This is a genomic window from Alphaproteobacteria bacterium (genome assembly GCA_005883305.1).
Classification (GTDB): domain Bacteria; phylum Pseudomonadota; class Alphaproteobacteria; order Sphingomonadales; family Sphingomonadaceae; genus Allosphingosinicella.
Window position 1 is genome coordinate 878,280 of record VBAC01000001.1, and the last position, 24,243, is coordinate 902,522.

At 68.9% G+C, this 24,243-nt stretch carries 24 protein-coding genes; 13 read left to right on the plus strand and 11 right to left on the minus strand.

Features of this window, described 5'->3' with window-relative positions; all coding sequences use genetic code 11:
- Genes E6G92_04390 through E6G92_04430 form a run of 9 tightly spaced genes read left to right on the plus strand, consistent with a single transcriptional unit; the run spans position 1 to position 11,819 of the window.
- A complete protein-coding gene (locus E6G92_04390) occupies positions 1 to 1,536 on the plus strand; it encodes a chain-length determining protein (protein TMJ19056.1) in 1,536 nt (511 codons plus the stop codon).
- Positions 1,533 to 2,510, plus strand: a complete 978-nt coding sequence (locus E6G92_04395) for a hypothetical protein (GenBank protein TMJ19057.1) — start codon at positions 1,533 to 1,535, stop codon at positions 2,508 to 2,510. Before E6G92_04390 ends, E6G92_04395 begins: the two co-directional genes overlap by 4 nt.
- A complete protein-coding gene (locus E6G92_04400) occupies positions 2,503 to 4,197 on the plus strand; it encodes a hypothetical protein (GenBank protein TMJ19058.1) in 1,695 nt (564 codons plus the stop codon). The genes E6G92_04395 and E6G92_04400 overlap by 8 nt, the downstream gene beginning before the upstream one ends.
- A gap of 21 nt (positions 4,198 to 4,218) precedes the next feature.
- A complete protein-coding gene (locus E6G92_04405) occupies positions 4,219 to 5,286 on the plus strand; it encodes a general secretion pathway protein (protein TMJ19059.1) in 1,068 nt (355 codons plus the stop codon).
- Positions 5,287 to 5,299: 13 nt separating this feature from the next.
- The gene (locus E6G92_04410; GenBank protein TMJ19060.1) at positions 5,300 to 6,145 is read left to right on the plus strand and encodes a DUF3473 domain-containing protein; all 846 of its coding nucleotides are present in this window, start codon (positions 5,300 to 5,302) and stop codon (positions 6,143 to 6,145) included.
- Between the two features lie 23 nt (positions 6,146 to 6,168).
- A complete protein-coding gene (locus E6G92_04415; protein ID TMJ20706.1) occupies positions 6,169 to 7,170 on the plus strand; it encodes a FemAB family PEP-CTERM system-associated protein in 1,002 nt (333 codons plus the stop codon).
- Positions 7,167 to 8,360: a TIGR03087 family PEP-CTERM/XrtA system glycosyltransferase gene (locus E6G92_04420; protein TMJ19061.1), complete on the plus strand. Its 1,194-nt coding sequence runs from the start codon at positions 7,167 to 7,169 to the stop codon at positions 8,358 to 8,360. Before E6G92_04415 ends, E6G92_04420 begins: the two co-directional genes overlap by 4 nt.
- Positions 8,357 to 9,859 carry an exosortase A gene (gene xrtA, locus E6G92_04425; protein TMJ19062.1) on the plus strand — a complete coding sequence of 501 codons (1,503 nt, stop codon included), beginning with the start codon at positions 8,357 to 8,359 and terminating at the stop codon, positions 9,857 to 9,859. The genes E6G92_04420 and xrtA overlap by 4 nt, the downstream gene beginning before the upstream one ends.
- 13 nt (positions 9,860 to 9,872) lie before the next feature.
- Positions 9,873 to 11,819 (plus strand): amidotransferase 1, exosortase A system-associated, encoded by a 1,947-nt coding sequence (locus E6G92_04430; GenBank protein TMJ19063.1) that lies wholly within the window; start codon positions 9,873 to 9,875, stop codon positions 11,817 to 11,819.
- Here the strand turns inward: E6G92_04430 and truA are convergent.
- Positions 11,761 to 12,510, minus strand: a complete 750-nt coding sequence (gene truA, locus E6G92_04435) for a tRNA pseudouridine(38-40) synthase TruA (GenBank protein TMJ19064.1) — start codon at positions 12,508 to 12,510, stop codon at positions 11,761 to 11,763. The two genes, E6G92_04430 and truA, sit on opposite strands and share 59 nt — an antisense overlap.
- A complete protein-coding gene (locus tag E6G92_04440) occupies positions 12,507 to 13,412 on the minus strand; it encodes a methionyl-tRNA formyltransferase (protein TMJ19065.1) in 906 nt (301 codons plus the stop codon). The genes truA and E6G92_04440 overlap by 4 nt, the downstream gene beginning before the upstream one ends.
- A 90-nt stretch (positions 13,413 to 13,502) precedes the next feature.
- Between E6G92_04440 and recR the strand changes: the two genes are divergently transcribed.
- Positions 13,503 to 14,099 (plus strand): recombination protein RecR, encoded by a 597-nt coding sequence (gene recR / locus E6G92_04445; protein TMJ19066.1) that lies wholly within the window; start codon positions 13,503 to 13,505, stop codon positions 14,097 to 14,099.
- A 157-nt stretch (positions 14,100 to 14,256) separates the two neighbouring features.
- Entirely contained in the window at positions 14,257 to 14,784 is a 528-nt protein-coding gene (locus E6G92_04450; protein ID TMJ19067.1) for a peptide deformylase, read from the plus strand.
- Here the strand turns inward: E6G92_04450 and E6G92_04455 are convergent, their stop codons facing one another.
- Positions 14,785 to 15,327 carry a two pore domain potassium channel family protein gene (locus E6G92_04455; GenBank protein ID TMJ19068.1) on the minus strand — a complete coding sequence of 181 codons (543 nt, stop codon included), beginning with the start codon at positions 15,325 to 15,327 and terminating at the stop codon, positions 14,785 to 14,787.
- Here E6G92_04455 and rmuC point away from each other — a divergent pair.
- Positions 15,326 to 16,651 carry a DNA recombination protein RmuC gene (gene rmuC / locus E6G92_04460; GenBank protein ID TMJ19069.1) on the plus strand — a complete coding sequence of 442 codons (1,326 nt, stop codon included), beginning with the start codon at positions 15,326 to 15,328 and terminating at the stop codon, positions 16,649 to 16,651. The genes E6G92_04455 and rmuC overlap by 2 nt on opposite strands.
- Before the next feature lie 7 nt (positions 16,652 to 16,658).
- Here the strand turns inward: rmuC and E6G92_04465 are convergent, their stop codons facing one another.
- The 8 genes from E6G92_04465 to E6G92_04500 are packed head-to-tail and all read right to left on the minus strand — an operon-like array spanning position 16,659 to position 22,457.
- The gene (locus tag E6G92_04465) at positions 16,659 to 17,351 is read right to left on the minus strand and encodes an META domain-containing protein (GenBank protein ID TMJ19070.1); all 693 of its coding nucleotides are present in this window, start codon (positions 17,349 to 17,351) and stop codon (positions 16,659 to 16,661) included.
- Entirely contained in the window at positions 17,339 to 18,133 is a 795-nt protein-coding gene (locus tag E6G92_04470) for an RNA methyltransferase (protein ID TMJ19071.1), read from the minus strand. The genes E6G92_04465 and E6G92_04470 overlap by 13 nt, the downstream gene beginning before the upstream one ends.
- 3 nt (positions 18,134 to 18,136) lie before the next feature.
- Positions 18,137 to 18,406: an HPr family phosphocarrier protein gene (locus E6G92_04475; GenBank protein TMJ19072.1), complete on the minus strand. Its 270-nt coding sequence runs from the start codon at positions 18,404 to 18,406 to the stop codon at positions 18,137 to 18,139.
- Positions 18,406 to 18,813, minus strand: a complete 408-nt coding sequence (locus tag E6G92_04480) for a PTS sugar transporter subunit IIA (protein TMJ19073.1) — start codon at positions 18,811 to 18,813, stop codon at positions 18,406 to 18,408. The genes E6G92_04475 and E6G92_04480 overlap by 1 nt, the downstream gene beginning before the upstream one ends.
- Positions 18,814 to 19,767: an RNase adapter RapZ gene (rapZ, locus tag E6G92_04485; protein TMJ19074.1), complete on the minus strand. Its 954-nt coding sequence runs from the start codon at positions 19,765 to 19,767 to the stop codon at positions 18,814 to 18,816. It lies immediately after the preceding gene.
- A complete protein-coding gene (locus E6G92_04490; protein ID TMJ19075.1) occupies positions 19,767 to 20,213 on the minus strand; it encodes an aldolase in 447 nt (148 codons plus the stop codon). The genes rapZ and E6G92_04490 overlap by 1 nt, the downstream gene beginning before the upstream one ends.
- Positions 20,210 to 21,781, minus strand: coding sequence for a HAMP domain-containing protein (locus E6G92_04495; GenBank protein TMJ19076.1), 1,572 nt, complete (start codon positions 21,779 to 21,781; stop codon positions 20,210 to 20,212). The genes E6G92_04490 and E6G92_04495 overlap by 4 nt, the downstream gene beginning before the upstream one ends.
- On the minus strand, positions 21,750 to 22,457 hold the full coding sequence (locus E6G92_04500) for a response regulator transcription factor (protein ID TMJ19077.1): 708 nt from the start codon (positions 22,455 to 22,457) through the stop codon (positions 21,750 to 21,752). The genes E6G92_04495 and E6G92_04500 overlap by 32 nt, the downstream gene beginning before the upstream one ends.
- A gap of 144 nt (positions 22,458 to 22,601) precedes the next feature.
- Here E6G92_04500 and E6G92_04505 point away from each other — a divergent pair, with 144 nt between their 5' ends.
- Complete coding sequence (locus E6G92_04505; protein TMJ19078.1) at positions 22,602 to 24,242, plus strand: phosphoenolpyruvate carboxykinase; 1,641 nt, start codon at positions 22,602 to 22,604, stop codon at positions 24,240 to 24,242.
- Position 24,243: the final 1 nt, after the last annotated feature.

A 24,243-nucleotide genomic window follows, 5' to 3' on the forward strand; every position in this document is an offset into this window, starting at 1 on the left:
ATGGACGGGCTCTACGATCAGCTGAGGCTCGCCCTCCACCAGGTCTGGCGCCGCCGCTGGCTGGCGATGGCCGTCGCCTGGGGCGTGTGCGTGCTCGGCTGGCTGGTCGTCGCTTTGATCCCGTCGAGCTACGAGGCCAAGGGGCGCCTCTTCGTCCAGATGCAGTCGATCCTTCCCAACCAGATCGGAATCACCTCGGACGAGCGCAACAACCAGCTTCTCCGCCTCAAGCAAACGCTGACCTCGAACGAGAATCTGGTGCGCGTGGTCCGCCGCACCGATCTCAACACGCTCGTCGCCAGCGACGCCGATTTGCCCGGGGTGGTTTCCGGGCTTCGCCAGCGCATCACGGTCACCGCCCAGCCCGACGGCGGCATCGAGATCAGCGCAAAATCGAATGTTCCCGGCTTCTCCAACGGCCAGAACGCCCGCACCGCGGCGGCGACCGTCCAGGGGCTGATCGACGTGTTCATCGAGCAGAACCTTTCCGGCGACCGCCGCGAGACCGGCCAGGCGGCCCAAGTGCTCGACGAGGAGCTTCGCCGGCGCGAGACCGCGCTCCAGGAGGCCGAGCAGCGCCGGGTCGACTTCGAGCAGCGCTACATGGGCGTGCTTCCCGGCGCCGGATCGATCGCCGACCGGATGTCGGCGGCGCAGGTCGAGCTTTCCAGCCTCGAGCAGCAGATCGCCGCGGCCAACGGAGCGCTCACCTCGATGCGCTCGCAGCTCGCCGCGACTCCTCAGCAACTGCCCGGAGCCGAGGGGAGCGGCGGCGCGACCGCAAGCGGCCAGCTCGCCCAGCTCGAAGGCCAGGTCGCCTCGATGCTCGCCCGCGGCTGGACCGAATCGCATCCGGACATCACTTATGCCCGCCAGCAGATCGCTCGCCTCCGCCCCTTCGCGGCGCAGGAGCGAAGCTCGGGCAACACCGGCGGAATCTCCAATCCGAGCTACGTCTCGCTTCGCGCGATGATGGCCGAGCGCGAGGCGACCCTCGCCGCCGCCCAGGCGCGGCGCAACCAGCTCCAGTCCGATCTCGCGCAGCTCTCCTCGCGCCAGTCGACCGAGCCCGGCCTCGCCGCCGAGCAGACCCGGCTCACCCACGATTACGACGTCCTGAAGCAGCAATATGACCAGCTGCTCGCCAACCGCGAGCAGGTCCGCCTGCGCAGCGACGTCCAGGCGCGCACCAGCCCGATCACCGTCCAGGTGGTCGAGCCGCCGAGCGTTCCGACCGTTCCGGCCGCGCCCAACCGGCCCGTCTTCCTCACCGCGATCCTGATTCTCGGGATCGGCGCCGGAGTCGCCGCCGCCTTCCTCGCCGGCCAGCTCCAGACCACCTTCCCGACCCAGAACAAGCTCGCCGAGGTGACCGGCCTGCCGGTGCTCGGAACGGTGAGCGAGGTCGTGACCCGGCCCGAGCGTCTCCATCGCCGCCAGCGGCTGATCTGGCTCGGCGGGGCGGGGGCCGCGCTGGCCGCAAGCTGGGCGATCCTGATCGTCGTCGAATTCTGGCAGCGAAGCATGGTGGCATGAGGAACGAGATGAAGCACACGCCGCCATCCTTGCTCGAGCGCGCCGCCGAGCTCTACGATTTCAGCGTGCCCATGCGCGCGCCCGCGGCGGCCGTGAGCGAACCGCCACCCGCTCCGGAGCCGGAGCCGGAGCCCGATCCCGAGCCGGTCATCGCGCCGGAGCCGGTCGAAGCGCCGTCGCCCGTCCACCGCGCCGTTCGGGCGGTCGAGGCTTCGGTGCGCCGCACCAGCCCCCGCGGCCCAGAAGCGGCGGTCGATCGCGCCGCCCTTGCGGAGGCGGGCTTCGTCGTGCCCGAAGGCGCGGTCACCGGAATCGCCGAGGAATTCCGGCTGATCAAGCACCAGCTTCTCGCCGCGATCGGCGAAGCGCCGGCCGACGGCAATCCGCGCGCCCGCGCGGTCCTGGTCGCATCCGCCCAGCCCAAGGCCGGCAAGACCTTCTGCGCCGTGAACCTGGCGCTGAGCCTCGCCGGGGAGCGCGACGTGGAGGTGCTCCTGGTCGACGGCGACGCCCCCAATCCGGACGCGCTCGGCAAGCTCGGCATCCCGGGCGACGGCCCCGGCCTGATCGACGCTCTGGCGGACCCGCAAGCGGATCCCGAATCCTTCGTCATCCGCACCGACGTGCCGGGCCTCTCGGTCCTGCCGGCGGGGCGCAAAACCAATAATGTGCCGGAGCTGTTCGCTTCGGATCGTACCCGGGAGGTGCTGGCGGATCTCGTCGCCGGCGACAGGCGAAGGATCGTCATCATCGATTCCCCGCCTGCCCTGATGGCGTCGCACGCGACCGTCCTGGCCCGACATGTCGGGCAGGCCCTGGTCGTCGTTCGCGCCGACCAGACAACCGAAGCCGATCTGCGCGAGACGATCGGCCTGCTCTCGGGATGCGGCCGCCTGGGCCTCGTCCTGAACGGAGCGGGCCTCGCCGTCACCGGGCGCAAATACGGCGCCTACGATGGGTACGGCCATGACTGATCTTCACCTGAACCGTTTCTCGCGGCTCGCCGCCTTGCTCGGCCTCGCTCTGGCGGGGGCGAGCGCCCATGCACAGGAGGCGCCCAGCCCGTCGGTCACGGGGAGCGCGACCCAGGCCGACAGCGGCGGAGCGCCGCCTCCCGGCGCCGAGGCGCCCGCACCGGCGGCCGCGCCCCACAGCCGGGGCGAGATCCATCCCTATCTGGAGGTGGCCCAGACCCTCAGCGCGGACCTGAACGGCGGCGACACGCTGACCTACACCAGCGTCGCCGTGGGCGTGAACGGCCATGTCGAATCGCACCGCGTCGCCGCGCAGTTCGGCGTTCGCTACCAGCAGAATGTCGAGTGGAGCGGCGATCTCCCCAACAATTCGATGCTCTCGGGCGTTGCCCAGGCGCATCTCCAGGTCGCGCCGAACCTGCTGTCCTTCGATGTCGGCGCCATGGCCACCCATACGGCGGGCGAGGGGCGCGCCCAGGGCGTCACCGCGCAGGATGCGTCGGTCAACGTCTACAGCGTCTATGCCGGCCCAACGCTTTCGACCAGCGCCGGACCGGTGGCGATCAACGCCGCCTATCGCTTCGGCTACGTCAAGGTCGACGACGACCGCCATCTTCCGGCCAATCTCGACCAGGTGTTCGACGATTCGACCGCCCACAGCCTGACCGCGAGCATCGGCATGGGAACGAACGGCGGCCTGCCGTTCGGCTGGACCGTCGGCGGCGGCTATAGCCGCGAGGATTCGGGCGGCTTCTTCGGCAACCGCTTCGAGATGGCCTATATCCGCGGCGACGTGGTCTTTCCGGTCAGCCCGACCTTCGCTCTGACCGCGGGGATCGGCTACGAGGATATCGAATCCTCGCAATATGATTACGTCCGCGACGTGAACGGCGCGATCGTGATCGGAGTCAACGGACTTCCCGTTCCCAACCCCAACGCGCCGCGGCTTTCCGTCTACAAGATGGACGACGTCATGTACGACGCCGGAATCATCTGGCGCCCGAGCCCGCGCACCGAGCTTCAGGCGCGCGCAGGGCATCGCTACGGCGGAACGACCTTCACCGGCTCGCTCGCCCACCAGCTCAACGAGCACGAGGCGATCAACGCGGTCGTGTTCGACACGGTGGAAACGTTTGGCCGTCAACTTTCCACGAATATCAGTGCCTTGCCGTCCAATGCTAATATCAACATCGATCCTCTGACGGGCAATCTTTCGGGTTGCGTGTTCGGCGCGAACGGCGGCGGCACCTGCCTCGCCAACACGCTGCAGCGGATCAGCCCGAGCACTTTCCGGGCGCGCGGCGGAAGCATCATCTACGCCGGATCGCGCGGCCTTTGGAATTACGGCATGGGCGCGAGCTACACCCACCACCGCTATTTCCTGCCGACCAGCCCGGTCAACGTCGCCTTCGCCAGCGAGGACGAGATTTATGGCGTCAATGCGTCGCTCGGCCGGCAGCTGACCAGGGAATCGAGCGTCAGCGTCAGCGCCTATGCGAGCTGGTACGACAGCGATCTGGCCGCCTTGCAGGACGTGACCACGGTCGGCGCCTCGCTGAGCTATGACCATCGCTTCCTGCTCGACCGGCTGCAGCTGCTTGCGGCGCTGGGCCTCTACAACAGCAATAACGGCATCGACGACACCGCGGTCCTCTCCGCGCTCGTCGGCCTGCGCTACACCTTCTGACGCGCGGCGAGGGAGACAGACATGTACACCGATCGCTTCGGCCTCACCCGACAGCCTTTCCAGCTGACGCCGGACGCGCATTTCTGGTTCGACAGCCGCACCCATAAAAAGGCGATGGCCTATTTGGGCTACGGCCTTGCCCAGGGCGAGGGCTTCATCGTCGTCACCGGAGAGATCGGCGCCGGCAAGTCCACGCTCGTCGCCCATCTGATGGCCAATATCGACCGCGCGCGCCTCAATGCGATCAGCCTGGTTTCGACCCAGGTCGAGGGTGACGACATGCTTCGGCTGGTCGCCCAGGGCCTGGGGCTCAACACGGGCGCTGTCGAGAAGGCGCGGCTGCTCGACTCGGTCGAGCACCAGCTCGAGGCGGACTTGAGGGCCGGCAAGCGCACCTTGCTGATCGTCGACGAGGCGCAGAACCTCCCGGTCTCGGCGCTGGAGGAGCTGCGCATGCTCTCCAACTTCCAGATCGCCGGCCGCGCTCTGATCCAGCTCGTCCTGCTCGGCCAGCCCGAATTTCGCGACAAGCTCGCGAGCCCCGGGCTCGAGCAGCTGCGCCAGCGGGTCATCGCCACCCATCATCTCGACGCCATGGGCGCCGACGAGGTCGCCGCTTACGTCCGCCACCGCCTGACGCTCGCCGACTGGCAGGGCCGGCCCGATTTCGACTCCGCCGGGTTCGAGGCGATCCATCGCCACAGCGGCGGCATTCCGCGGCGGGTCAACCAGATCGCGCACCGCGTGCTGCTCGGTGCCGCGATCGAGAATGCCGAGCGGATCACCGCGCAGGACGTCGATGCGATCGCCGCCGAGATGAACGCCGACGCGGCCCGCCCCGCGCCGCGCGAGGAGCCCGTGATTCCGCTGCGCGCCGCCAATCGCACGCCGGTCGCGGCCAACGAGCAGGCGCCGCCGGCGGCTCCCGAGCCGTCCGTCGCGGCTCCGGATCCGGGGCTCGAGCGGCGAGTCGCCGTGCTCGAGGCGCAACTGGAGGAGCAGGAGGCTTTGCTCCGCCGAACGCTGACCCTGCTGATCGACTGGGTGGAATCGGGTCCCGAGGCGGCTTACCGTCATCACGCGGCTTAGCGCCGTGAAGGCCGTGAAGAACGCCCTTTCCGTCGACGTCGAGGACTGGTTCCAGGTCGGCGCCTTCGAGCGCGTGATCCACCGCGCCGACTGGGACAGCCTGCCGCGCCGGGTCGAGCACAACACCGACGCGGTGCTCGCGCTTTTCGAGGAAGCGCGGGTCAAGGCGACCTTCTTCACCCTGGGCTGGGTCGCCGCGCGCCACCCCGCCCTGATCCGCCGAATCGCCGAAGCCGGCCACGAGGTCGCCAGCCACGGCTGGGACCATCGCCGGGTCCACACGCTCGACGTCAGGGCGTTTCGCGCCGACCTGGTCCAGGCGCGAGCGGCGATCGAGGACGCGGCCGGCACGGAGGTTCGCGGCTATCGCGCGCCGAGCTTTTCGATCGACCACCGCACGCCTTGGGCGCACGAGGCGCTCGCCGCGGAAGGCTATGCCTATTCCTCCAGCGTCGCTCCGATCCGACACGACCATTATGGCTGGCCGGGCGCGCCGCGCTTCGCCTGGCGCCCGATCGAGGGATCGCCCCTGATCGAGCTTCCGGTGACCACATTCGAGCTTGGCGGGCGGCGCTATGCGGCAGGCGGCGGGGGCTTTTTCCGGCTGATGCCCTACGCGCTGTCGAACTGGGCGGTCGCCCGGGTCAACCGCCGCGACGAGCGGCCCGCAATCTTCTATTTCCATCCCTGGGAGATCGATCCGGGCCAGCCGCGAGTGCCCGGTGCGCCGCTGAAATCGAACCTTCGCCATTACACCAATCTTTCGGGAATGCGCCCCAAGCTGCTGAAATTGTTCCGTGCCCACGCCTGGGGCCGGACCGACGAGGTGGCTGCGGCGGAGCAGGAGCGGCTTCAGTGAACGCTCCGGCGCCGAAGCTTCGAATCGCCGTCCGAAGGGCCGATCTCGACGCCGAGCGGGCGCGGATTGACGGCTTCGTCGCGGAGCATCCGGACGGGACGATCTTTCACCGCCCACAATGGAGCCGGGCGGTCGAGCGCGGATGCGGCCAGCGCGCCCACTTTCTCCTCGCCGAGCGCGGCGGGGCGCTGGTGGGGCTGCTGCCGCTGACCGAGATCCGCTCGCTTTTGTTCGGCAATGCGCTGGTCTCGGCGGGCTTCGGCACCGGCGGCGGGATCCTCGGCGACGGAGCGGGGGCGCTCGCCGATGCCGCCTGGGCGCTCGGCTATCCCGGAGTCGAGTTGCGCGGCGGCCCGGTCCCGGACGGCTGGGAAGCGGCGAGCGGCACCTATGCCGGCTTCACCCGCGACCTTCCCGCCGACGCGCAGACCCTGCTTGCCGCAATCCCCAAGCGCCAGCGGGCGGAGGTCAGGAAGGCGCTGGAGACGACGCTCGCGACATCCGCCGGACGCGACCGGCGCCACCGCGACGCTCATTTCCGGGTCTATTCGGAAAGCGTCCGAAACCTCGGAACTCCGGTCTTTCCCCGCGCTTTGTTCGCTGCCGCGCTCGATGAATTCGGCGAGGAGGCGGACGTCACCATCGCCTGGCTGGACGGCCGCCCGCTCGCGGCGCTGCTCAACTTCTACTTCAAGGGCGCGGTCCATCCTTATTGGGGCGGCGGAGTCTCCGCGGCGCGCAAGGCGCGAGCCAACGACCTCGTCCAGTTCGACGTCATGCGCCGGGCGATCGAGCGCGGCTGCACGCGCGCCGATTTCGGCCGCTCCAAGATCGGCACCGGCCCCTGGTCGCGAAAGCGGATCTGGGGCTTCGAGGAGACGCCGCTGACCTACGCGGTGCGCGGCGAAAGGCGCGAGGTGAACCCGCTCAACCCCAAATACCGCCTGCAGATCGCGGCTTGGTCGCGGCTCCCCCTGTGGCTCGCCAACCGGATCGGCCCTTTGATCGCTCGAGGGCTAGGATGAAAGACATCTTGTTCCTCGCCCACCGAATCCCGTTCCCGCCCGACCGGGGCGACAAGATACGCTCGTGGAACCTGCTCAAGCACCTCGCCGGTCTCGCGCGCGTCCATCTCGCCTGCTTCGCCGACGACCGGGCCGACGCCGCGCACATCGATGCGCTTCGCGCCGCGCTCGGCGATCGGCTCGGCGAGGCGCAAGTCGAGGTTCGCAGCCGCTCGAAGGCGATGGACGGGGCGCTCGCGCTGGCCGAGGGCAGGCCGATCTCGCTGGCCCTCTTCGACAGCCCGCGCCTTCGCGCCTTCGTCGCGGCCAAGCTGGCGGACCCTTCGGTAGGCACCGTGTTCGCCTTTTCCGGCCAGATGGCGCAGTTCGTGCCCGCCGGCGCCCGCCAGCGCTTCATCATGGATTTTGGCGACGTCGATTCCGCCAAGTTCGCCCAATATGCCGAGGAGGGCTCCGGCCCGATGCGCTGGGTCAACCGGCGCGAGGCGGAGAAGCTGTCGGCCTTCGAGAAAGCCGTTGCCGAGCGCGCCGACCTGTGCACCTTCGTCAGCGAGGCCGAGGCCGCGCTGTTCCGGCGCACCACCGGTCGCGACAACATCCGCGCGCTTTCGAACGGCATCGACGTCGACCATTTCGATCCCGCAGCGGATTTCCAGCGCCTCGATTTCAAGGAGCCGCTGGTCCTCTTCACCGGCCAGATGGATTATGCGCCCAATGCCGAGGCGGTGGGTTGGTTCGCGCGGGAGGTGCTTCCGCTCGTCCCCGATGCGCGCTTCGCCATCGCCGGCCGAAATCCGCCAGCTTCGGTGCGCGCTTTGGCGGGCGGGCGGGTGATCGTCACCGGCGCGGTGCCAAACATGCGCCCCTGGCTGGCCGCCGCCGACGTGGTGGTCGCGCCCCTGAAGTTGGCGCGCGGAATCCAGAACAAGGTGCTGGAAGCGATGGCTATGGCCCGGCCGGTGGTCGCCTCGCCGGCCGCGTTCGAGGGGATCGAGGCCGAGCCCGGCCGCCACCTGCTGGTCGCCGACGGCGCGGCGGCGACGGCCGCGGCGGTCCGGCGGCTTCTGGAAGCGCCGGGAGCGCTCGGCGCGGCCGCGCGCGACCATGTGGAGCGCCATTATCGCTGGTCGGCCAGGCTCGCTCCGCTGGCCGAAATGGTCGATCCCGGCCGGCGGAGGAAGGCGGCATGAGCACGCTCGCCATCCGCGCTCTGGGCAGCGAGCGCTCGGCCTGGCGGACCCATCTCGCCGTGCTTGCGGCGGTCGCGGGGGCGATCCTGCTGCTCTTCAGGCGGGACGCATCCGACGTGGTTTCGATCTGGACGAACGATTCGACCTACAATCATTGCTTCCTGATCCTCCCGATCCTTGCCTGGCTGGTCGCGCAGCGCCTGCCGCAGCTGCGGCGCCTGGCGCCGGCGGCGTGGTGGCCGGGCCTGCTGATCGCCGGCGCCGGCGCCCTTTCCTGGCTGGCGGGGGAGGCGAGCGGGGTCGATCTGGCGCGCCAGCTCGGCTTGCTGCTGATGCTGGAGGGCAGCGCCGTCGCGATCCTGGGGAAGGCGGTGACGCGGGGGCTGGCCTTTCCGCTTTTCTATGCCTTTTTTCTGCTTCCGGTGGGGTCGGAGATCGTGCCGGCGATGCAGACGGCGACGGCGGAGATCGCTGCGGTGCTGCTGGCGCTCTCCAACGTGCCCGCGCACCTCCAGGGCATCTTCATCACCACGCCGACGGGCTATTTCGAGGTCGCCGAGGCCTGCGCAGGCGTCAAGTTCCTGATCGCCATGCTCGCCTTCGCCGCCCTGGTCGCCAACACCTGCTACCGCTCGTGGAAGCGCCGGGCCGCGTTCGTCGCCGTCGCCATGGCCGTCCCCGTCCTCGCCAACGGGGTGCGGGCCTGGGGGACGATCTTCATCGCCCACTGGACCGACATAAGCTTCGCCGAGGGCTTCGACCACGTCTTCTACGGCTTCTTCTTCTTCGCGATCGTCATCGCCCTGATCCTCGGCATCGGCTGGCGCTTCTTCGACCGTCGGGTCGGCGAGCCGTGGTTCGACCCCGAGGCGCTGCAATGCGAATCATTCCACTCCGCGCGGCTCGACCGGATCGCGCCGGCGCTGCTCGCTCTGGCGTTCGCGCCGCTGGCCTGGGTGAGCCTGGTCGCCGCGACGGGCACGGTCCCGCTGCCCCCGCAGCCCGTCGTTCCGCTGGTTGCGGGCTGGCAGCCCGTTCCGGCCCGTGGCGGCATTCCCTGGCAGCCGCATTTCGCCGGCGCCGACCGGCTCACGATCCAGCGCTACCGCGACTCGCGGGGCCGAAGCCTCGACCTGGCCATCGCCGTCTTCGTCCGCCAGCAGGAGGGGCGGGAGCTGGTCGGCTTCGGGCAGGGCGCCGCTGCGCCCAACGGGCGCTGGGCGTGGACCGCGGATGCTCCCGCACCGCCGAACGGACGGGCGGAACGGATCGCCTCGCACGGGCTGGAGCGGCAGGTCGTCAGCTTCTACCGTGTCGGCGATATCGTGACCGGAAGCGGGGTGGGGGTGAAGATCGAGACGATGAAGGTGCGGCTGCTCGGCGGCCCGCAGCGCGCGGTGGCCTTGCTCGTCTCCAGCGATTCGCGCGCGGCGATCGACGATTTCCTGCGCGCGCTCGGCCCGATCGCTCCGCTCGCCGACCGCGCCGCCGGGCTGTGACGGTTCAAACCTGATGTGCGGCATCGCCGGCCTCTTCCATCCGGACGTCCCCAAGCCGGTCGATCCGGCGCGGATCGCGGCGATGACCGAGGTGCTCGCCCATCGGGGCCCCGACGGCAGCGGCATCTGGACCGCGCCCGGCATCGGCCTCGGCCACCGCCGCCTGTCGATCATCGACCTTTCCGACGCCGCCGCGCAGCCGATGCTGGCCGAGGGCGGGCGGCTGGCGATCAGCTACAATGGCGAGGTCTACAATTTCCGCGAGGTGCGCGCCGCGCTGGAGGCAAAAGGCCATCGCTTCCGCACGGAGAGCGACACCGAGGTGATCCTCGCCGCCTGGCTTCAATGGGGCCCGGACTGCCTGGCGAGGCTAAACGGCATGTTCGCCCTGGCGCTCTACGACGCCGCGGACGATACGCTGTTCCTCGCCCGCGACCGGCTCGGCGTGAAGCCGCTCTTCTACGCGGAGCTCCCCGACGGCGCGCTGATCTTCGCCTCCGAGCTCAAGGGCCTGCTCGCCCACCCGCTGCTGCGCCGGTCGCCGAGCCCGCAGGGAATCGAGGACTTCCTCGCTTACGGCTACGTCCCCGACGATAGCTCGATCGTCGAGGGCGTGAAAAAGCTCCCCGCCGGCCATTATCTCCACGTCCGCCGCGGGCGGGCCGTGTCGCGGCCCGTTCAATGGTGGGACGTCGATTTTTCGAACCCGGTATCGCGGCCGGTCAAGGCGCTGACCGAGGAGCTGGATGCCCGGCTCGGGGAGGCGGTGCGCTCGCGGATGGTCGCCGACGTGCCGCTCGGCGCCTTCCTCTCCGGCGGGGTCGACAGCTCGGCGGTGGTCGCCTTCATGGCCGAGGCGAGCCGCGGCGCGGTCGAGACCTGCTCGATCGGCTTCGACGAGGCCGATCATGACGAAACCCGCTACGCCGCAGAGATCGCGGCCCTGTTCGCCACCAATCATCGCTCGCGAATCGTCGACGCCGAGGATTTCGGCCTGATCGACACGCTCGCCGATGCGTTCGACGAGCCCTTCGCCGACGCTTCGGCGCTGCCGACCTATCGCGTCTCCGAGCTCGCGGTCGAGAAAGTGAAGGTCGCTCTATCCGGCGACGGCGCGGACGAGGCCTTCGCCGGCTATCGCCGCCACCGGATGTTCATGGCTGAGGAGCGGGCGAGGGCGCTGCTGCCGGGGCCGCTCGGCCGCGCGGCGGGAGCGCTCGGCGGAGTCTATCCGAAGCTAGACTGGGCGCCGCGCTATCTGCGCGCCAAGACCACGCTGCAGGCGCTGGGGCAGGGGAGCGGCGAGGCTTACGCCCAGGCGGTGGGCGTCACGCCGCCGCTGATCCGCCGCCGGATCTTCACCGCCAACCTGCACGGCCACAATGCGGAGGCGCGCTACGTCGATGCGATGCGCGACGCTCCGGCAAGGGATTCGCTGTCGCGCGCGCAATATGCCGATCTCAAAATCTGGCTGCCCGGCGACATATTGACCAAGGTCGACCGGACCTCGATGGCGGTGAGCCTGGAAGCGCGCGAGCCCTTGCTCGACCACCGCCTGGTCGAATTCGCCGCGAGCCTGCCCGCGAGCATGCGGCTGCGCGGCGGCAGCGGCAAATGGCTGCTCAAGCGAACGCTGGCCGGCCGCTTGCCGGAGCATATCCTGCAGCGCCGCAAGATGGGCTTCGTCACGCCGCTCTCCGCCTGGTTCCGCGGCCCGCTGGCGGCGGAGGCCGCCGCGATCTCGCGCAGCGCCGCGCTCGCGGAAACCGGCTGGTTCGACCCCGAGGCCATTTCACGGATCGCCGAAGCGCACCGCTCGGGCCGCGCCGACCATGGCCGGCTGCTCTGGCAGTTGCTGATGCTGGAAAAGTCGCTCCGGCGCCTGTTCGGCTTCGGCGCCGTCAGCGCTCGCCCGGATAGAGCGCCTCGACAAAATAGAGCCCGTCGGGCGGCGCGTTGAAGCCCAAAGCGGCGCGGTCCTTCGCCTCCAGCGCCGCCTTCAGATCCGCCTTCGTCCATTTGCCGCGGCCGACCAGCTCGAGGCAGCCGACCATCGAGCGCACCTGGTGGTGGAGGAAGCTGCGCGCGGCAGCCTCGATCTCGATCGTCTCGCCGAGGCGGCGAACGGTCAGCCGGTCGAGCGTCTTGACCGGGCTTTCCGACTGGCAATGGGCCGAGCGGAAGGTGGTGAAATCGTGGCGCCCGACCAGCACCTGCGCGGCGCGGTTCATCGCATCGGCGTGGAGAACCACCGGCACCCGCCAGGCGCGACCCGCCTCCAGCGCGAGCGGCGCGCGCCGGTTGGCGATCCGGTAGACGTAGCGCCGGCCGATGCAGGAGAAGCGGGCGTGGAAATCGGGCTCGGCCTCACGGGCTGAGAGGATCGCGACCGGTAGTGGGCGAAGCTTGGCGTTGGCGCCGTCCGCCAGCCGGTGGGCGCTGATTGGCTTGTCGATGTCGACATGGGCGGTCATCGCCAGCGCGTGGACTCCCGCGTCGGTGCGTCCGGCGGCGTGGACGGCCGCTTCCTCGTGGGTGATGGCTTGGATCGCTTCCTCGATGGCCTGCTGTACGGAAGGACCGTGGGCCTGGCGCTGCCAGCCCATGAAGGGACCGCCGTCATATTCGACGATGAGCCGGAATCGAGTCACGCGAGCCTTGCGCCGGGAGGAATGGGAAAGCCGCGCAGAAGCTCCGCCGGGGTCATCGCCGCCCGGCCCGAGCGCTTGATCAGGGTCGGGACCAGCGAACCCGCGCCGCAGGCGATGGCGAGATCCGCGTCGAGCACCTCGCCCGGCGTTCCGCTTCGGTCTGAGAGAGTCGCCGCAAGCACCTTGATTCGCTCGCCTTCATGTTCGAAGAACGCCCCTGGGGCAGGGTTGAACGCACGCACCTGCCGCTCGACCTCGACCGCCGTCCGGCTGAAGTCGAGCCGCGCCTCTTCCTTGGCGATCTTCGGCGCATAGGTCGCGTTGGCTTCGTCCTGCGCCACCCGGCCGACCTCGGGCAGAAGCTCGAGGACTCGGCGCATCAGGACCGCGCCGGTCCGGGCCAGCTCCGCGGTCAGCTCGCCCGCCGTCTTGCCGTCCACCGCAGCGGGCAGAATGCCCATCATCGGCCCTGTATCCAGGCCCTTCTCCATCTGCATGATGGTCACGCCGGTCAGGCTGTCGCCGGCGAGGATCGCGCGCTGGACCGGTGCGGCGCCGCGCCAGCGGGGCAGGATGGAGGCGTGGACGTTGAGACAGCCGTGGCGCGGGGCGGCGAGGATCGGCTCGGGCAGGATCAGCCCGTAGGCGGCGACCACCGCCGCGTCGAGATCGAGGGCGATGAACGCCTGCTGCTCCTCGGCGCCCTTGAGCGAGGCCGGCGTGCGGACGTCGAGCCCCGCTTCCTCCGCCCGTTTCTGGACGGGCGAAGGCGAAAGCGCCTTGCCGCGCCCCGCGGGGCGCGGCGGCTGGGTGTAGACGGCGGCGATGTCGTGCCCCGCCTCGATCAGAAGATCGAGCGTCGGCACGGCGAAATCGGGGGTTCCCATGAAGGCGATGCGCATAAGCAACGTCATTGCGAGGAGCGACGCGACGAAGCAATCCAGATTGTGCGCTGGATTGCTTCGCTGCGCTCGCAATGACAGAGGGGAGGCATGGCATCGCAGGAGATCGAGGCGCTCGCCCAGGCGCTGGCGCGGCTTCCCGGGCTCGGGCCGCGCTCGGCGCGGCGCGCGGTCTTGCACCTGATGAAGAAGCGCGAGACGGCCCTTCAGCCGCTGCTTCGGGCGCTCAGCGCGGTCAGCGACAATCTCTCGGTCTGCGCCACCTGCGGCAATGTCGACACCACCGACCCCTGCGGAATCTGCGCCGATCCCCGGCGCGACGCCCGGCTGCTGTGCGTGGTGGAGGAGGTGTCCGATCTGTGGGCGCTCGATCGCTCGCGCCTCTTTCCGGGCCGCTTTCACGTGCTCGGCGGGCGTCTTTCCGCGCTCGAGGGGGTGAGGCCCGAGGATCTCGGAATCGATCGCCTCGTCAGCCGGGTCGCGGCCGGCGGGATCGATGAGGTCGTGCTGGCGATGAACGCCACTCTGGAGGGCCAGACCACGGCCCATTATCTCGCCGAGCGGCTCGAGCGCTTCCCCATACGGCTCACCCAGCTCGCCCATGGTCTGCCGGTCGGCGGCGAGCTCGACTATCTCGACGAGGGGACTCTGGCCCAGGCGCTGAGGGCGAGGAGGCCGGTCTCCTAATTCCTCCCCGAAACGGGGAGGTGGCAGCGCGCAGCGCTGACGGAGGGGTCGGGCACGGACGCCATCGACCCCACCACCATGCTTCGCATGGTCCCCCTCCCCGTTCCGGGGAGGAGTTGAGGTTGAAGAATAGGGCCTTTCCCCCTATTTTCGCGCCATGGCACTCCTTCCCATCATCGAGGTCCCGGACCCGCGGCTGAAGCAAATCTCCACGCCCGTCGAGGCGGTGACCGACGAGACGCGCAGGCTGATCGCCGACATGTTCGAGACGATGTACGCGGCCCCGGGCATCGGCCTCGCCGCGATCCAGGTAGGCGTTCCCAAGCGCGTGCTGGTGATCGACCTTCAGGAGCCCGAGGAGGAGGACGGCGAGCCGGTCAAGGATCCGCGAGTCTTCATCAATCCGGAGATCGTCGAACACTCGCAAGCCGAAGTCCCCTATACCGAGGGCTGCCTGTCGGTTCCCGACCAATATGCCGACGTCGAGCGGCCCGAGCGAATCCGCGCGCGCTGGATCGACGAGAATGGCGCGGCCCACGAGGAGGAGATCACCGGCATGCTTGCGGTCTGTCTCCAGCACGAGATGGACCATTTGAACGGCATATTGTTCATCGACCACCTCTCCCGCCTCAAGCGCGAGATGATCCTCCGCAAGATCGCCAAGGCCCGCAAGCAGGCCGCCTAATTACTCGCCGAGCTTGCGCAGCTTGGCCACGAGATAGGCGGTCGACCAGCCGATCAGCAGGAATCCGGCAAGCGCCTCGGCCGCGCCGAGAAGGCGCCACGGATCGATCAGGTGGACCGCGGCGGTGCCCGCGGTGGTGTAGGAGGCGAGCGAGAAGAACAAAGCCTCTTCGAGCGACGAGGCCGCGCCAAGCGCCAGATAGAGCGCGCCGAACAGGCCGATCTCCGCCAGATGCAGGACGAACAGCGATAAAGCGATGACGACGATCAGCCACGCCGTCTCGAGCCCAAGCGACTTCTTCTCCAGCTCCTCGTCCTCGATATGGAACAGCTTGGAAATGCCTTGAAGCCCCGCGGCGTGGAGCAGCGCGCACAATGCGACCGTGACGAGGGCGGCGCCGAGCTGGATAAGGATGATGTTCAAGGGCGTCTCCCTCGCCGCGCGGCGCGCGCGTGCAATGGCTGCTGCTTCCCCTTTATGGCGCTTGAGCGCAAATCGTTTCTGCTCTAGGTTCGCGCTTCGTTCCATCCGGAAAGGCGCCATGGACCCGCTCTTGCTGCTTCTCGTCGCCGTCCTCGTCGCCGCCGGGGTCGCGCTCGGCTGGTTCGTCGGGCGCGGGCGCGCCGGCGCGGTTGCCGAGGAGCGCGGAAAGGCCGCCGAATTGCTGCGGATGACCCTGTCCGAGGTCACCAAGGAGCGCGACGAGGCAATGCGCGACCTGGCCGGCCTCAAGGCGGACGCGCGCAATTTCGAAGCGCGGATGAAGGAGCTGCTCGAGGCCAAGGAGGCGCTGACCGCGCAGTTCCACGAGGTCGGCGCCAAATTGCTGAGCGACGCTCAGAAGCAGTTCCTCGAGCGCGCCGATTCGCGCTTCAACCAGGCGAGCGAGAAGAGCGAGGCGCAGCTCAAGGCCTTGCTCCAGCCGGTCGAGGCGACCCTGAAGCGCTACGAGGACGGGCTGACGAAGGTCGAGAAGGAGCGGGTGGGAAGTTACGAGGCGCTGCGCGAGGCGGTGCAGCTGCTTCACGCGGGCCACGCGCAGGTCCGCGACGAGACCAGGAATCTGGTCAACGCGCTGCGATCGAGCCCGAAGGCGCGCGGGCGCTGGGGCGAGCAGAGCCTGAAGAACGTGCTCGAGCAGGCCGGCCTTTCTCCCTATGCCGATTTCCAGACCGAGGTCTCGGTGAACACCGACGACGGGCGGCTGCGCCCGGACGTGGTCGTTCGGCTGCCGGGCGGGCGCAAGCTGATCATCGACGCCAAATGCTCGCTCAACGCTTTTCTCGACGCGAGCGAGGAGGTGGACGACGCCGCGCGGCTCGCCCATCTGCAGCGGCATGCGGCGGCGATCCGCACCCATGCCCAGCAGCTCGGCTCGAAGAATTACTGGGAGCAGTTCGGCGACTCGGCCGACTACGTGATCCTCTACATTCCCGGCGAGCATTTCCTGACCGCGGCGCTGGAGCAGGACGATCGCCTCTGGGATTGGTCGTTCGAGCGGCGTGTGCTGCTGGCCACGCCGACCAACCTCGTGGCCATCGCCCGAACCGTCGCCAGCGTCTGGCGGCAGGAGCGGCTCGCCGAGGAAGCGGCGGAGATCGCCCGGCTCGGCAAGGAGCTTCATTCGCGCCTGGCGACGATGGGCGGCCACGTCGCCAAGCTCGGCCGCAACCTCGAGCTCGCCACCGGCGCCTACAACGCCTTCGTCGGCAGCCTGGAGACCCAGGTGATGACCCAGGCCAAGAGGTTCGAGGCGCTGGAGGTGTCGAGCGGCGCCAGGGAGATCGAGGCGATGCCGGTGGTCGAATCCGCGCCGCGGCCGCTGACCAAGTTGCTGCCGACGGAAGGCGACGGGAAGCCGAACTGAGTGGCGGCTAATCCACCGAGCGCAACCTGATCTGCCCGGCGCGGTTGCCGAGGACCAAAGTGCGGCCGTCCAGGAAGTTCATCGACAGCGGGGCGGAGAGGATTTCCAGCGCGCGCCGCTCGTGCTCCATGCGCGCACCCGGGCAGACCATGCGGGTGGCCGCGATCGCGCCGGGACGAAGCGTCGGGCGGGTCTCGCCATAGGGGCCGGAGAAGCGGTTGCAGCCGGCCTGGCCGGTCAGCCTGTCCTGGTCGAACTCGATGAAATAATCGTCGCCGGAGACCGCTTGGCCGCCGATCGCGACGATGTGCCAACGGCTGCCGGTCAGCTCCGGCGGCGGAACGCGCGGGCCGCCGCAGCCGTAGAGCGGGCGACCGGCGCGGCGGCCGAGCCAGACCTTGACCGTCTCCTGGTAATAATGATCGCTCATGCCGTCGTTGCAGCGGCCTTCGCGGGTGATCTCGACCGTCATTCGTGCGGTCGAATAGCGGCGGCCCGAGCGGATGGCGGTTGGCCGCGGCTGCGGCACGCTGATGCTGGGGCGGTCGACCACTTCGTAGATCATCCGGCCGTTCCGAAAGGTGAGGCCCCAGAAGGGCTCGGTGCCGGCCGCGCCATAGGTCGTCCCCGGAGTCGGAAAGGCCGAGGCGGAGCCGGCCAAAGCGGCGGCGCCGATGACAAGCGCTCTCATCTTCGCCATTGGTTGATCACCTCATAGGCCATCACGGCGGTGGCGACGGCGGCGTTGAGGCTGTCGGCCTTGCCGAGCATGGGCATCTTCACCAGCAGGTCGCATTCCTTCTCATAGGCCTCGGGCAGGCCCGCCTGCTCGTTGCCGACGAGAATGAAGGCGGGCTTTCTGTAGGAGGGCTGCTGATAGTCCTGCATCGCGTTGAGGCTGGTCCCGATCAGTTGAGCGGGGCCTGAACGGAGCCAGGGCACAAACTCGTCCCAGCGGGCGCTTGCGATCTTCTGCGTGAACAGCGCGCCCATCGAGGCGCGGACGGCCTCGACCGAGAAGGGATCGACGCAATCGTCGACGAGGATCAGCCCGCCCGCGCCGACCGCGTCGCCGGTGCGCAGGATGGTGCCGAGGTTGCCGGGATCGCGCAGCGCCTGGGCGACGATCCACAAGGGCGCCGCGGCGCGGTCGATCGCGGCGAGGCTGGTGTCGATCTGGCGATAGACTCCGAGCACGGCCTGCGGATTTTCCTTGCCGCTGATCTTGTGGAGGATGTCGGCCGTGGTCAGAATCGCCTCGCCGCCCGCTGCCTCGGTGGCAGCGATCATCTCTTGAAGAAGCGGATGCGAGGAATCGCTGAAGAACAGGCGCTCGGGCAGAACGCCCGCCTCGCGCGCCTCGGTAAGGATCCGCAGCCCCTCCGCGAGAAACAGACCTTCGGCGCGGCGGTTCTTCTTGTCGCGAAGGCCGCGCGCCTGCTTGACGAGCGGGTTGGAATAAGCGGTGATCTCGCGCGGCACGGCCTATTCCGGCTCGTCGAACAGCGCCTCGACCAAAGCCGCGAGCCGCTCGACCGCCTGCTCGGCGCCGAGGCCGGTCGCGCTGATGGTGATCGTGTCGCCCTTCGCCGCGCCGAGCATCATCAGGCCCATGATCGATGTGCCGCAGACCTTCGATCCGTCCTTTTCGACCTCGATGTCGGCGTCGATCTCGGAAGCTAAAGTGACGAACTTGGCGCTGGCGCGGGCATGGAGGCCGCGCTTGTTCCGGACCTCCACGACACGACTGACCATCAGGCAGCGGCTTCGCCCAGTATCTCCGAAGCGACGGAGATGTATTTGCGTCCGGCCTCGCGCGCGGCGGCGACCGCGGAGCGGACGTCCATCGTCTTGCGCGCGCCCTCGAGCCGGATGAGCATCGGCAGGTTGACGCCGGCGATGACCTCGATCTTGTCGGACTTCATCAGGCTGATGGCGAGGTTGGACGGGGTGCCGCCGAACAGGTCGGTGAGGATGATCACGCCGGTGCCGTCATCGACCGCGGCGATCGCCGTGGCGATGTCCTTGCGGCGCGCCTCCATATCGTCGTCGGGGCCGATGCAGATCGCGGCGATCTTCTCCTGCGGCCCCACCACATGCTCCATGGCGACGACGAATTCCGACGCGAGTCGGCCATGGGTAACCAAAACCAGTCCGATCATTCATTCACCCTGAGCGCGTTCCGCCTCAATGTCCGATGTGTTTGCCCCTGCGGACCGCTCGATACCGTCACGTGGCGGCGTGGCGAGGTCGCGATGGTCCAGAGTGGGCGAAAAACCCGCCGCGCGCAACCGTGCCGCGACTCGCTCCGCCACGTGAACCGAGCGATGGCGGCCGCCCGTACAACCGAACGCGATCGAGACATAGGATTTTCCTTCGGCCCGGTAGCGGGGCAGGAGGGTGAGCAGGAGCTCCTCGATCCGCCCCAGCGCCTCCTCGTAGCCCTCGTCTTCGGCGATATGCGCGCCGACCGCCTCGTCGAGCCCGGTCAGCGCGCGCAGATCCTCCTCCCAATGCGGATTCCTGAGGAAGCGCATGTCGAGGACGATGTCGGCATTGCGCGGGATGCCGCGGGCGAAGCCGAACGAGATGACGCTGAGGGTCGGCCCGCCGCCGCCGGCGGCGAAGCGGTTGCGGATCTGCTGCTGGAGCGCCGGAACGTCGCTGTCGGTCGTGTCTATGATATGATCGGCCCAGCGCTTGAGCGGGGCGGTCATTTCGCGCTCTTCGGCGATTCCGTCGGTCGCCGGGCGGTCGGGCGCCAGCGGGTGCCGGCGGCGGGTCTCCGAATAGCGGCGCAGGAGCTCGGGGCCCGCGCAGTCCAGGTAGAGCGTCTCGACCTCCCGGTCCGTGCGCCGGGCGACTTTCTTGATCTGGCCGACGATCCGCTCCGCATTGAAGCCGCGGGTCCGGCTGTCGAGTCCCACGGCGAGCGGGCGGCCGCGCTCGGCGCCCGGACGCGGGCGGGTGGCGAGCAGCGGATCGAGCAGGGAAAGGGGCAAATTGTCGACCGTCTCCCAGTCCAGGTCTTCGAGCGTTCGAAGCACGGTCGATTTGCCCGCCCCCGACAGCCCGGTGACGAGCAGGATCCGCTGGGGCCGGCGAGGCTGGGCCATTAGCCGGTCAATCCGAACAGCTTCAGCGCCGCCTCGACCTTCAGCGGGGCCGAGGATTCGAGGCCGGCGAGATGGGCGACGGGAATCGAGACCCCGGCCACCATCCGCTCCTCTCCGGGCTCCGGCAGCCGCGCGGGCTCGGCCTCGAGGTCGACGAACAGGGCGACCGGCACGTCCTGCGCGGTTTTCATCTCGACGATGCCGACTCCCCGAACCTCGATCTTGCCGAGGATGTTGGGGGGCGCGGAAGCGATCGCCCGCCCGTCGACCCGGCGGACGTGGGTGTAATCGTCGCTGATCAGGGTCGCGCCGCGATCGACCAGGCGAAGAGCGAGATCCGATTTGCCCTTCCCCGGCCGACCTCCAAGCAAAACGGCGCGGCCGTTGATCGCCACCGCGGTGGCGTGAACCGTTTCGGACGACAGCGAAACCGGACGGACGGTCATTGCGATACTCCCGGAAAGCGGACCACGAAGCGGGCGCCGCGTTGCCCGTCCGGCCGATCCTCGATGCCGATCGATCCGCCATGGCCTTCGACGATCGCCCGGGCGATGGCGAGACCCAGGCCCGAATGGCGGCCGAAATCTTCCTCCGGCCTGATGGAATGGAAGCGGTTAAAGATTGCCTCCCGGGCGTCCCCGGGCACGCCGGGGCCTTCGTCCTCGACGCTGACCAGCACGTCCTCGCCGACTCGCGCCGCTCTGACCTCGACGACCCCATCCGGCGGCGAGAAGGAGATGGCGTTGTCGACCAGATTGTCGACCAGCCGGGCGAGGCGCGATTCGTCGCCCATCACGGTCGCGGTGGCGACTCGCGGGCGCGCGAAGGCGACCTCGACGCCCTTGCCGCCGCGGCCTTCCCAGAGCGGCAGCATGTTCTGGATCATGCGGCCGAGATCGACGGGCTCGAACCGCGCGCGCGAGAGCTCCGCGTCGAGCCGCGAGGCCTCGGCGATGTCGACCACCAGTCGGTCGAGCCGCCGGACGTCCTGGCGCACCACATCGAGCAATTCGCGCCGGACGGCGGGATCGTCGACCCGCTCCAGCGTATCGACCGCGGAGCGCAGCGAGGCCAGCGGGTTCTTGAGCTCGTGGGTGACGTCCGCGGCGAAGGCGTCGGTGGCGTCGATCCGCTGGCGAAGGCTCTGGGTCATGTCGCCGAGCGCCCGGGCGAGCAACCCGATCTCGTCGCGCCTGTGCGGAAGCACCGGCACGTCCACTTCCCGATCCCGCCCCAGCCTTACCCGGTGCGCGGCATGGGCCAGCCGGCGCAGCGGGGCGGCGATGGTCCGGGCGAGAAAGCGCGAGAGCAGGATCGAGACGAGCAGGGTCGCCGCCAGGATCATCAGCAGCGAGGCGCGCTCGGCGCGAACGACGTGGCGAACGTCGCGGGCGTTGATCGTGAGCAGGAGCACACCGGTTTCGCCTCCGGTGATCGCGCGCGCGGCCGAAATATAGGGCGTGCCGTCGGCGGCGCGGCGGAGCGTCGTCGCTGTGCCGCCGCGGCGCGTCGCCCGCACCGCCTCCGGCCAGGCCTCGAGGCGGTCGACGGCCGGAGGAACGAAGAGCGGCGGCCGGCTGGCCCGGACGATGGCGTCGAAGCCGTTGTCCAGCCAGGTGGCCGCGCGCCGGTACCAGGCTTCGTTCGTGGGATCGCGCAACTGATAGGTCGGCGCGACTCCGGTCCAGCTGTCGGACGTGCGCTCGCCCGTCGGCGCGTAGATCCTGAGCCTCACGCCGGAATCCTGACCGAGGCGGACGAGGATCGGCTGGCGCTGGCCGGGCGGGATCGCGGCGAGCATGTGGGCGATCATCACGGTCTCCGACTGCGCCTGATCGACCCGCGCCTGGGTCAGCCGGCTTCGGAAGCTGTCGAGGTAGAAGATGCTGCCGGCGAGGATCGCCACGGCGAAGATGTTGACCGCGAGGATCCGGTGGCGGAGCGAGAGCCGCCGCGACCAGCCGAGCGCCAGGTCGCGCTGCTCATTCCTCGCCAAAGCGGTATCCGACGCCATAGAGGGTCTCGATCGCGTCGAACTCGCCGTCGACGGAGCGGAACTTGCGGCGCATGCGCTTGATGTGGCTGTCGATGGTCCGGTCGTCGACATAGATGTCGTCCTGATAGGCGACGTCCATCAGCTGGTTGCGCGATTTGACCACGCCGGGGCGCTGGGCGAGCGCCTCGAGGATCAGGAATTCGGTGACGGTGAGGGTCACGTCCTTGCCGTCCCAGCTCACCCGGTGACGCGCCGGATCCATGACCAGTCGGCCGCGGACGATCTCCGCCGGATCGTCCTCCCGCTGGGATTCGGCCGGCCGCGCGCGCATCTCCGTCCGCCGCAGCACGGCCCGGATTCGAGCGAGCAGCAGGCGCTGGGAGAAGGGCTTGGCGATATAATCGTCGGCGCCCATGGCGAGCCCGAGCGCCTCGTCGAGCTCCTCGTCCTTCGAGGTCAGGAAGATGACCGGAAAGTCGCTTTTTTCCCGAAGGCGGCGGAGCAGCTCCATCCCGTCCATCCGCGGCATCTTGATGTCGAGCACGGCGAGGTCGGGCGGGTTCTCGAGCAGCGCCTTCAGCGCCGCCTCGCCGTCCGAATAGAGCCGGGTGATGAAGCCCTCCGACTGGAGCGTGACCGAGAGGGAGGTGAGGATGTTGCGGTCGTCGTCGACAAGCGCGATGGTTACCGACATTCTTGGCAGTCCTTCCCCAACCGGCGGACCCTAGCCAAGGCCGCCCCGCCGCGCCAGCCTTTGACGTAACGGCCCCGCTCCGATATGGGCGCGGCATGATCGTGCCCGCAGAGGGCCTAACCGCTTCATTTCAGGGGAAAGAGCGTGACCAACCGGGTCCCGTCGTTCGACTTGCACCATCAGGGTATCGATACGGCCGCGAAGCTTCACTGGAACCTCGGCCCGGCCGAGCTGACCGAGCATGCCCTATGCAAGGGCGAGGGGGTGCTCGCCAAGGACGGGCCGCTGGTCGTGAAGACCGGCAAGCACACCGGCCGAAGCGCCAACGACAAGTTCATCGTCCGCGATAGCGAGACCGAGACGACGATCTGGTGGGACAACAACAAGTCGATGGACCCGGCGCATTTCGCCGCGCTGAAGGCGGACTTCATGGCCGCGCTGGCGGAGAAGGACACGCTCTACGTCCAGGATCTCTACGGCGGCTCGCAGGCGGAGCACCGGGTCAACGTCCGGGTAATCAACGAGCTCGCCTGGCACAGCCAGTTCATCCGCACGCTTCTGGTCCGCCCGGAAGCAGCCGCGCTTGCCGGCTTCGAGCCCGAATTCACGATCGTCGACCTGCCGAGCTTCCGCGCCGATCCGGCGCGCCACGGCACGCGTTCCGAGACCGTGATCGCCGTCAACCTGAGAGAGAAGCTGATCCTGATCGGCGGCACCGCTTATGCCGGCGAGATGAAGAAGTCGGTGTTCGGAATCCTCAACTACCTGCTTCCGCCGGCCGGCGTGATGCCGATGCACTGCTCGGCGAATATCGGTGCCGACGGCGACACCGCGGTCTTCTTCGGCCTTTCCGGCACCGGCAAGACGACTCTCAGCGCCGACGCCAGCCGCACGCTGATCGGCGACGACGAGCATGGCTGGTCGGACACCGCCGTGTTCAACTTCGAGGGCGGCTGCTACGCCAAGATGATCCGGCTTTCGCCCGAAGCCGAGCCGGAGATTTTCGCGACCACCAAGAGGTTCGGAACGGTGCTCGAGAACGTCGTGGTCGATCCCGTCACGCGCGCGCTCGACCTCGACGACAACAGCCTCGCCGAGAATACCCGCGGCGCCTATCCGATCGAGTTCATCCCCAATGCCTCGGCCGAGAATATGGGCCCGGTGCCGAAGACGGTGATCTTCCTCGCCGCCGATGCGTTCGGCGTGCTCCCGCCGATCGCCCGCCTGACGCCCGAGCAGGCGATGTACCACTTCCTCTCCGGCTACACCGCCAAGGTCGCCGGCACCGAGATCGGCGTGACCGAGCCGGAAGCGACCTTCTCGACCTGCTTCGGCGCCCCCTTCATGCCGCGCCACCCGAGCGTCTACGGCAACCTGCTCAAGGAGCGGATCGCGCGGGGCGGGGTCACCTGCTGGCTGGTCAACACCGGCTGGACCGGCGGCAAATACGGCGTCGGCAGCCGCATGCCGATCAAGGCCACCCGCGCGCTGCTCAACGCAGCGCTCGACGGATCCCTGAAGAACGTCGAATTCCGCACCGACCCGAATTTCGGCTTCGAAGTGCCGGTCAGCGTGCCCGGGGTCGATTCGAGGATCCTCGATCCGCGCGGCACCTGGGCCGACAAGGAGGATTACGATTCGACCGCGGCGAAGCTGGTCAAGCTCTTCACCGACAATTTCGCCAAGTTCGAGGCGCATGTCGATCCGGCCGTGCTCGCCTCGGCGCCGGGCGCGAGAGGCCAACAAGCGGAGCAAGTCCGGGAGACCGTCACCAGCGCGGCCTGAC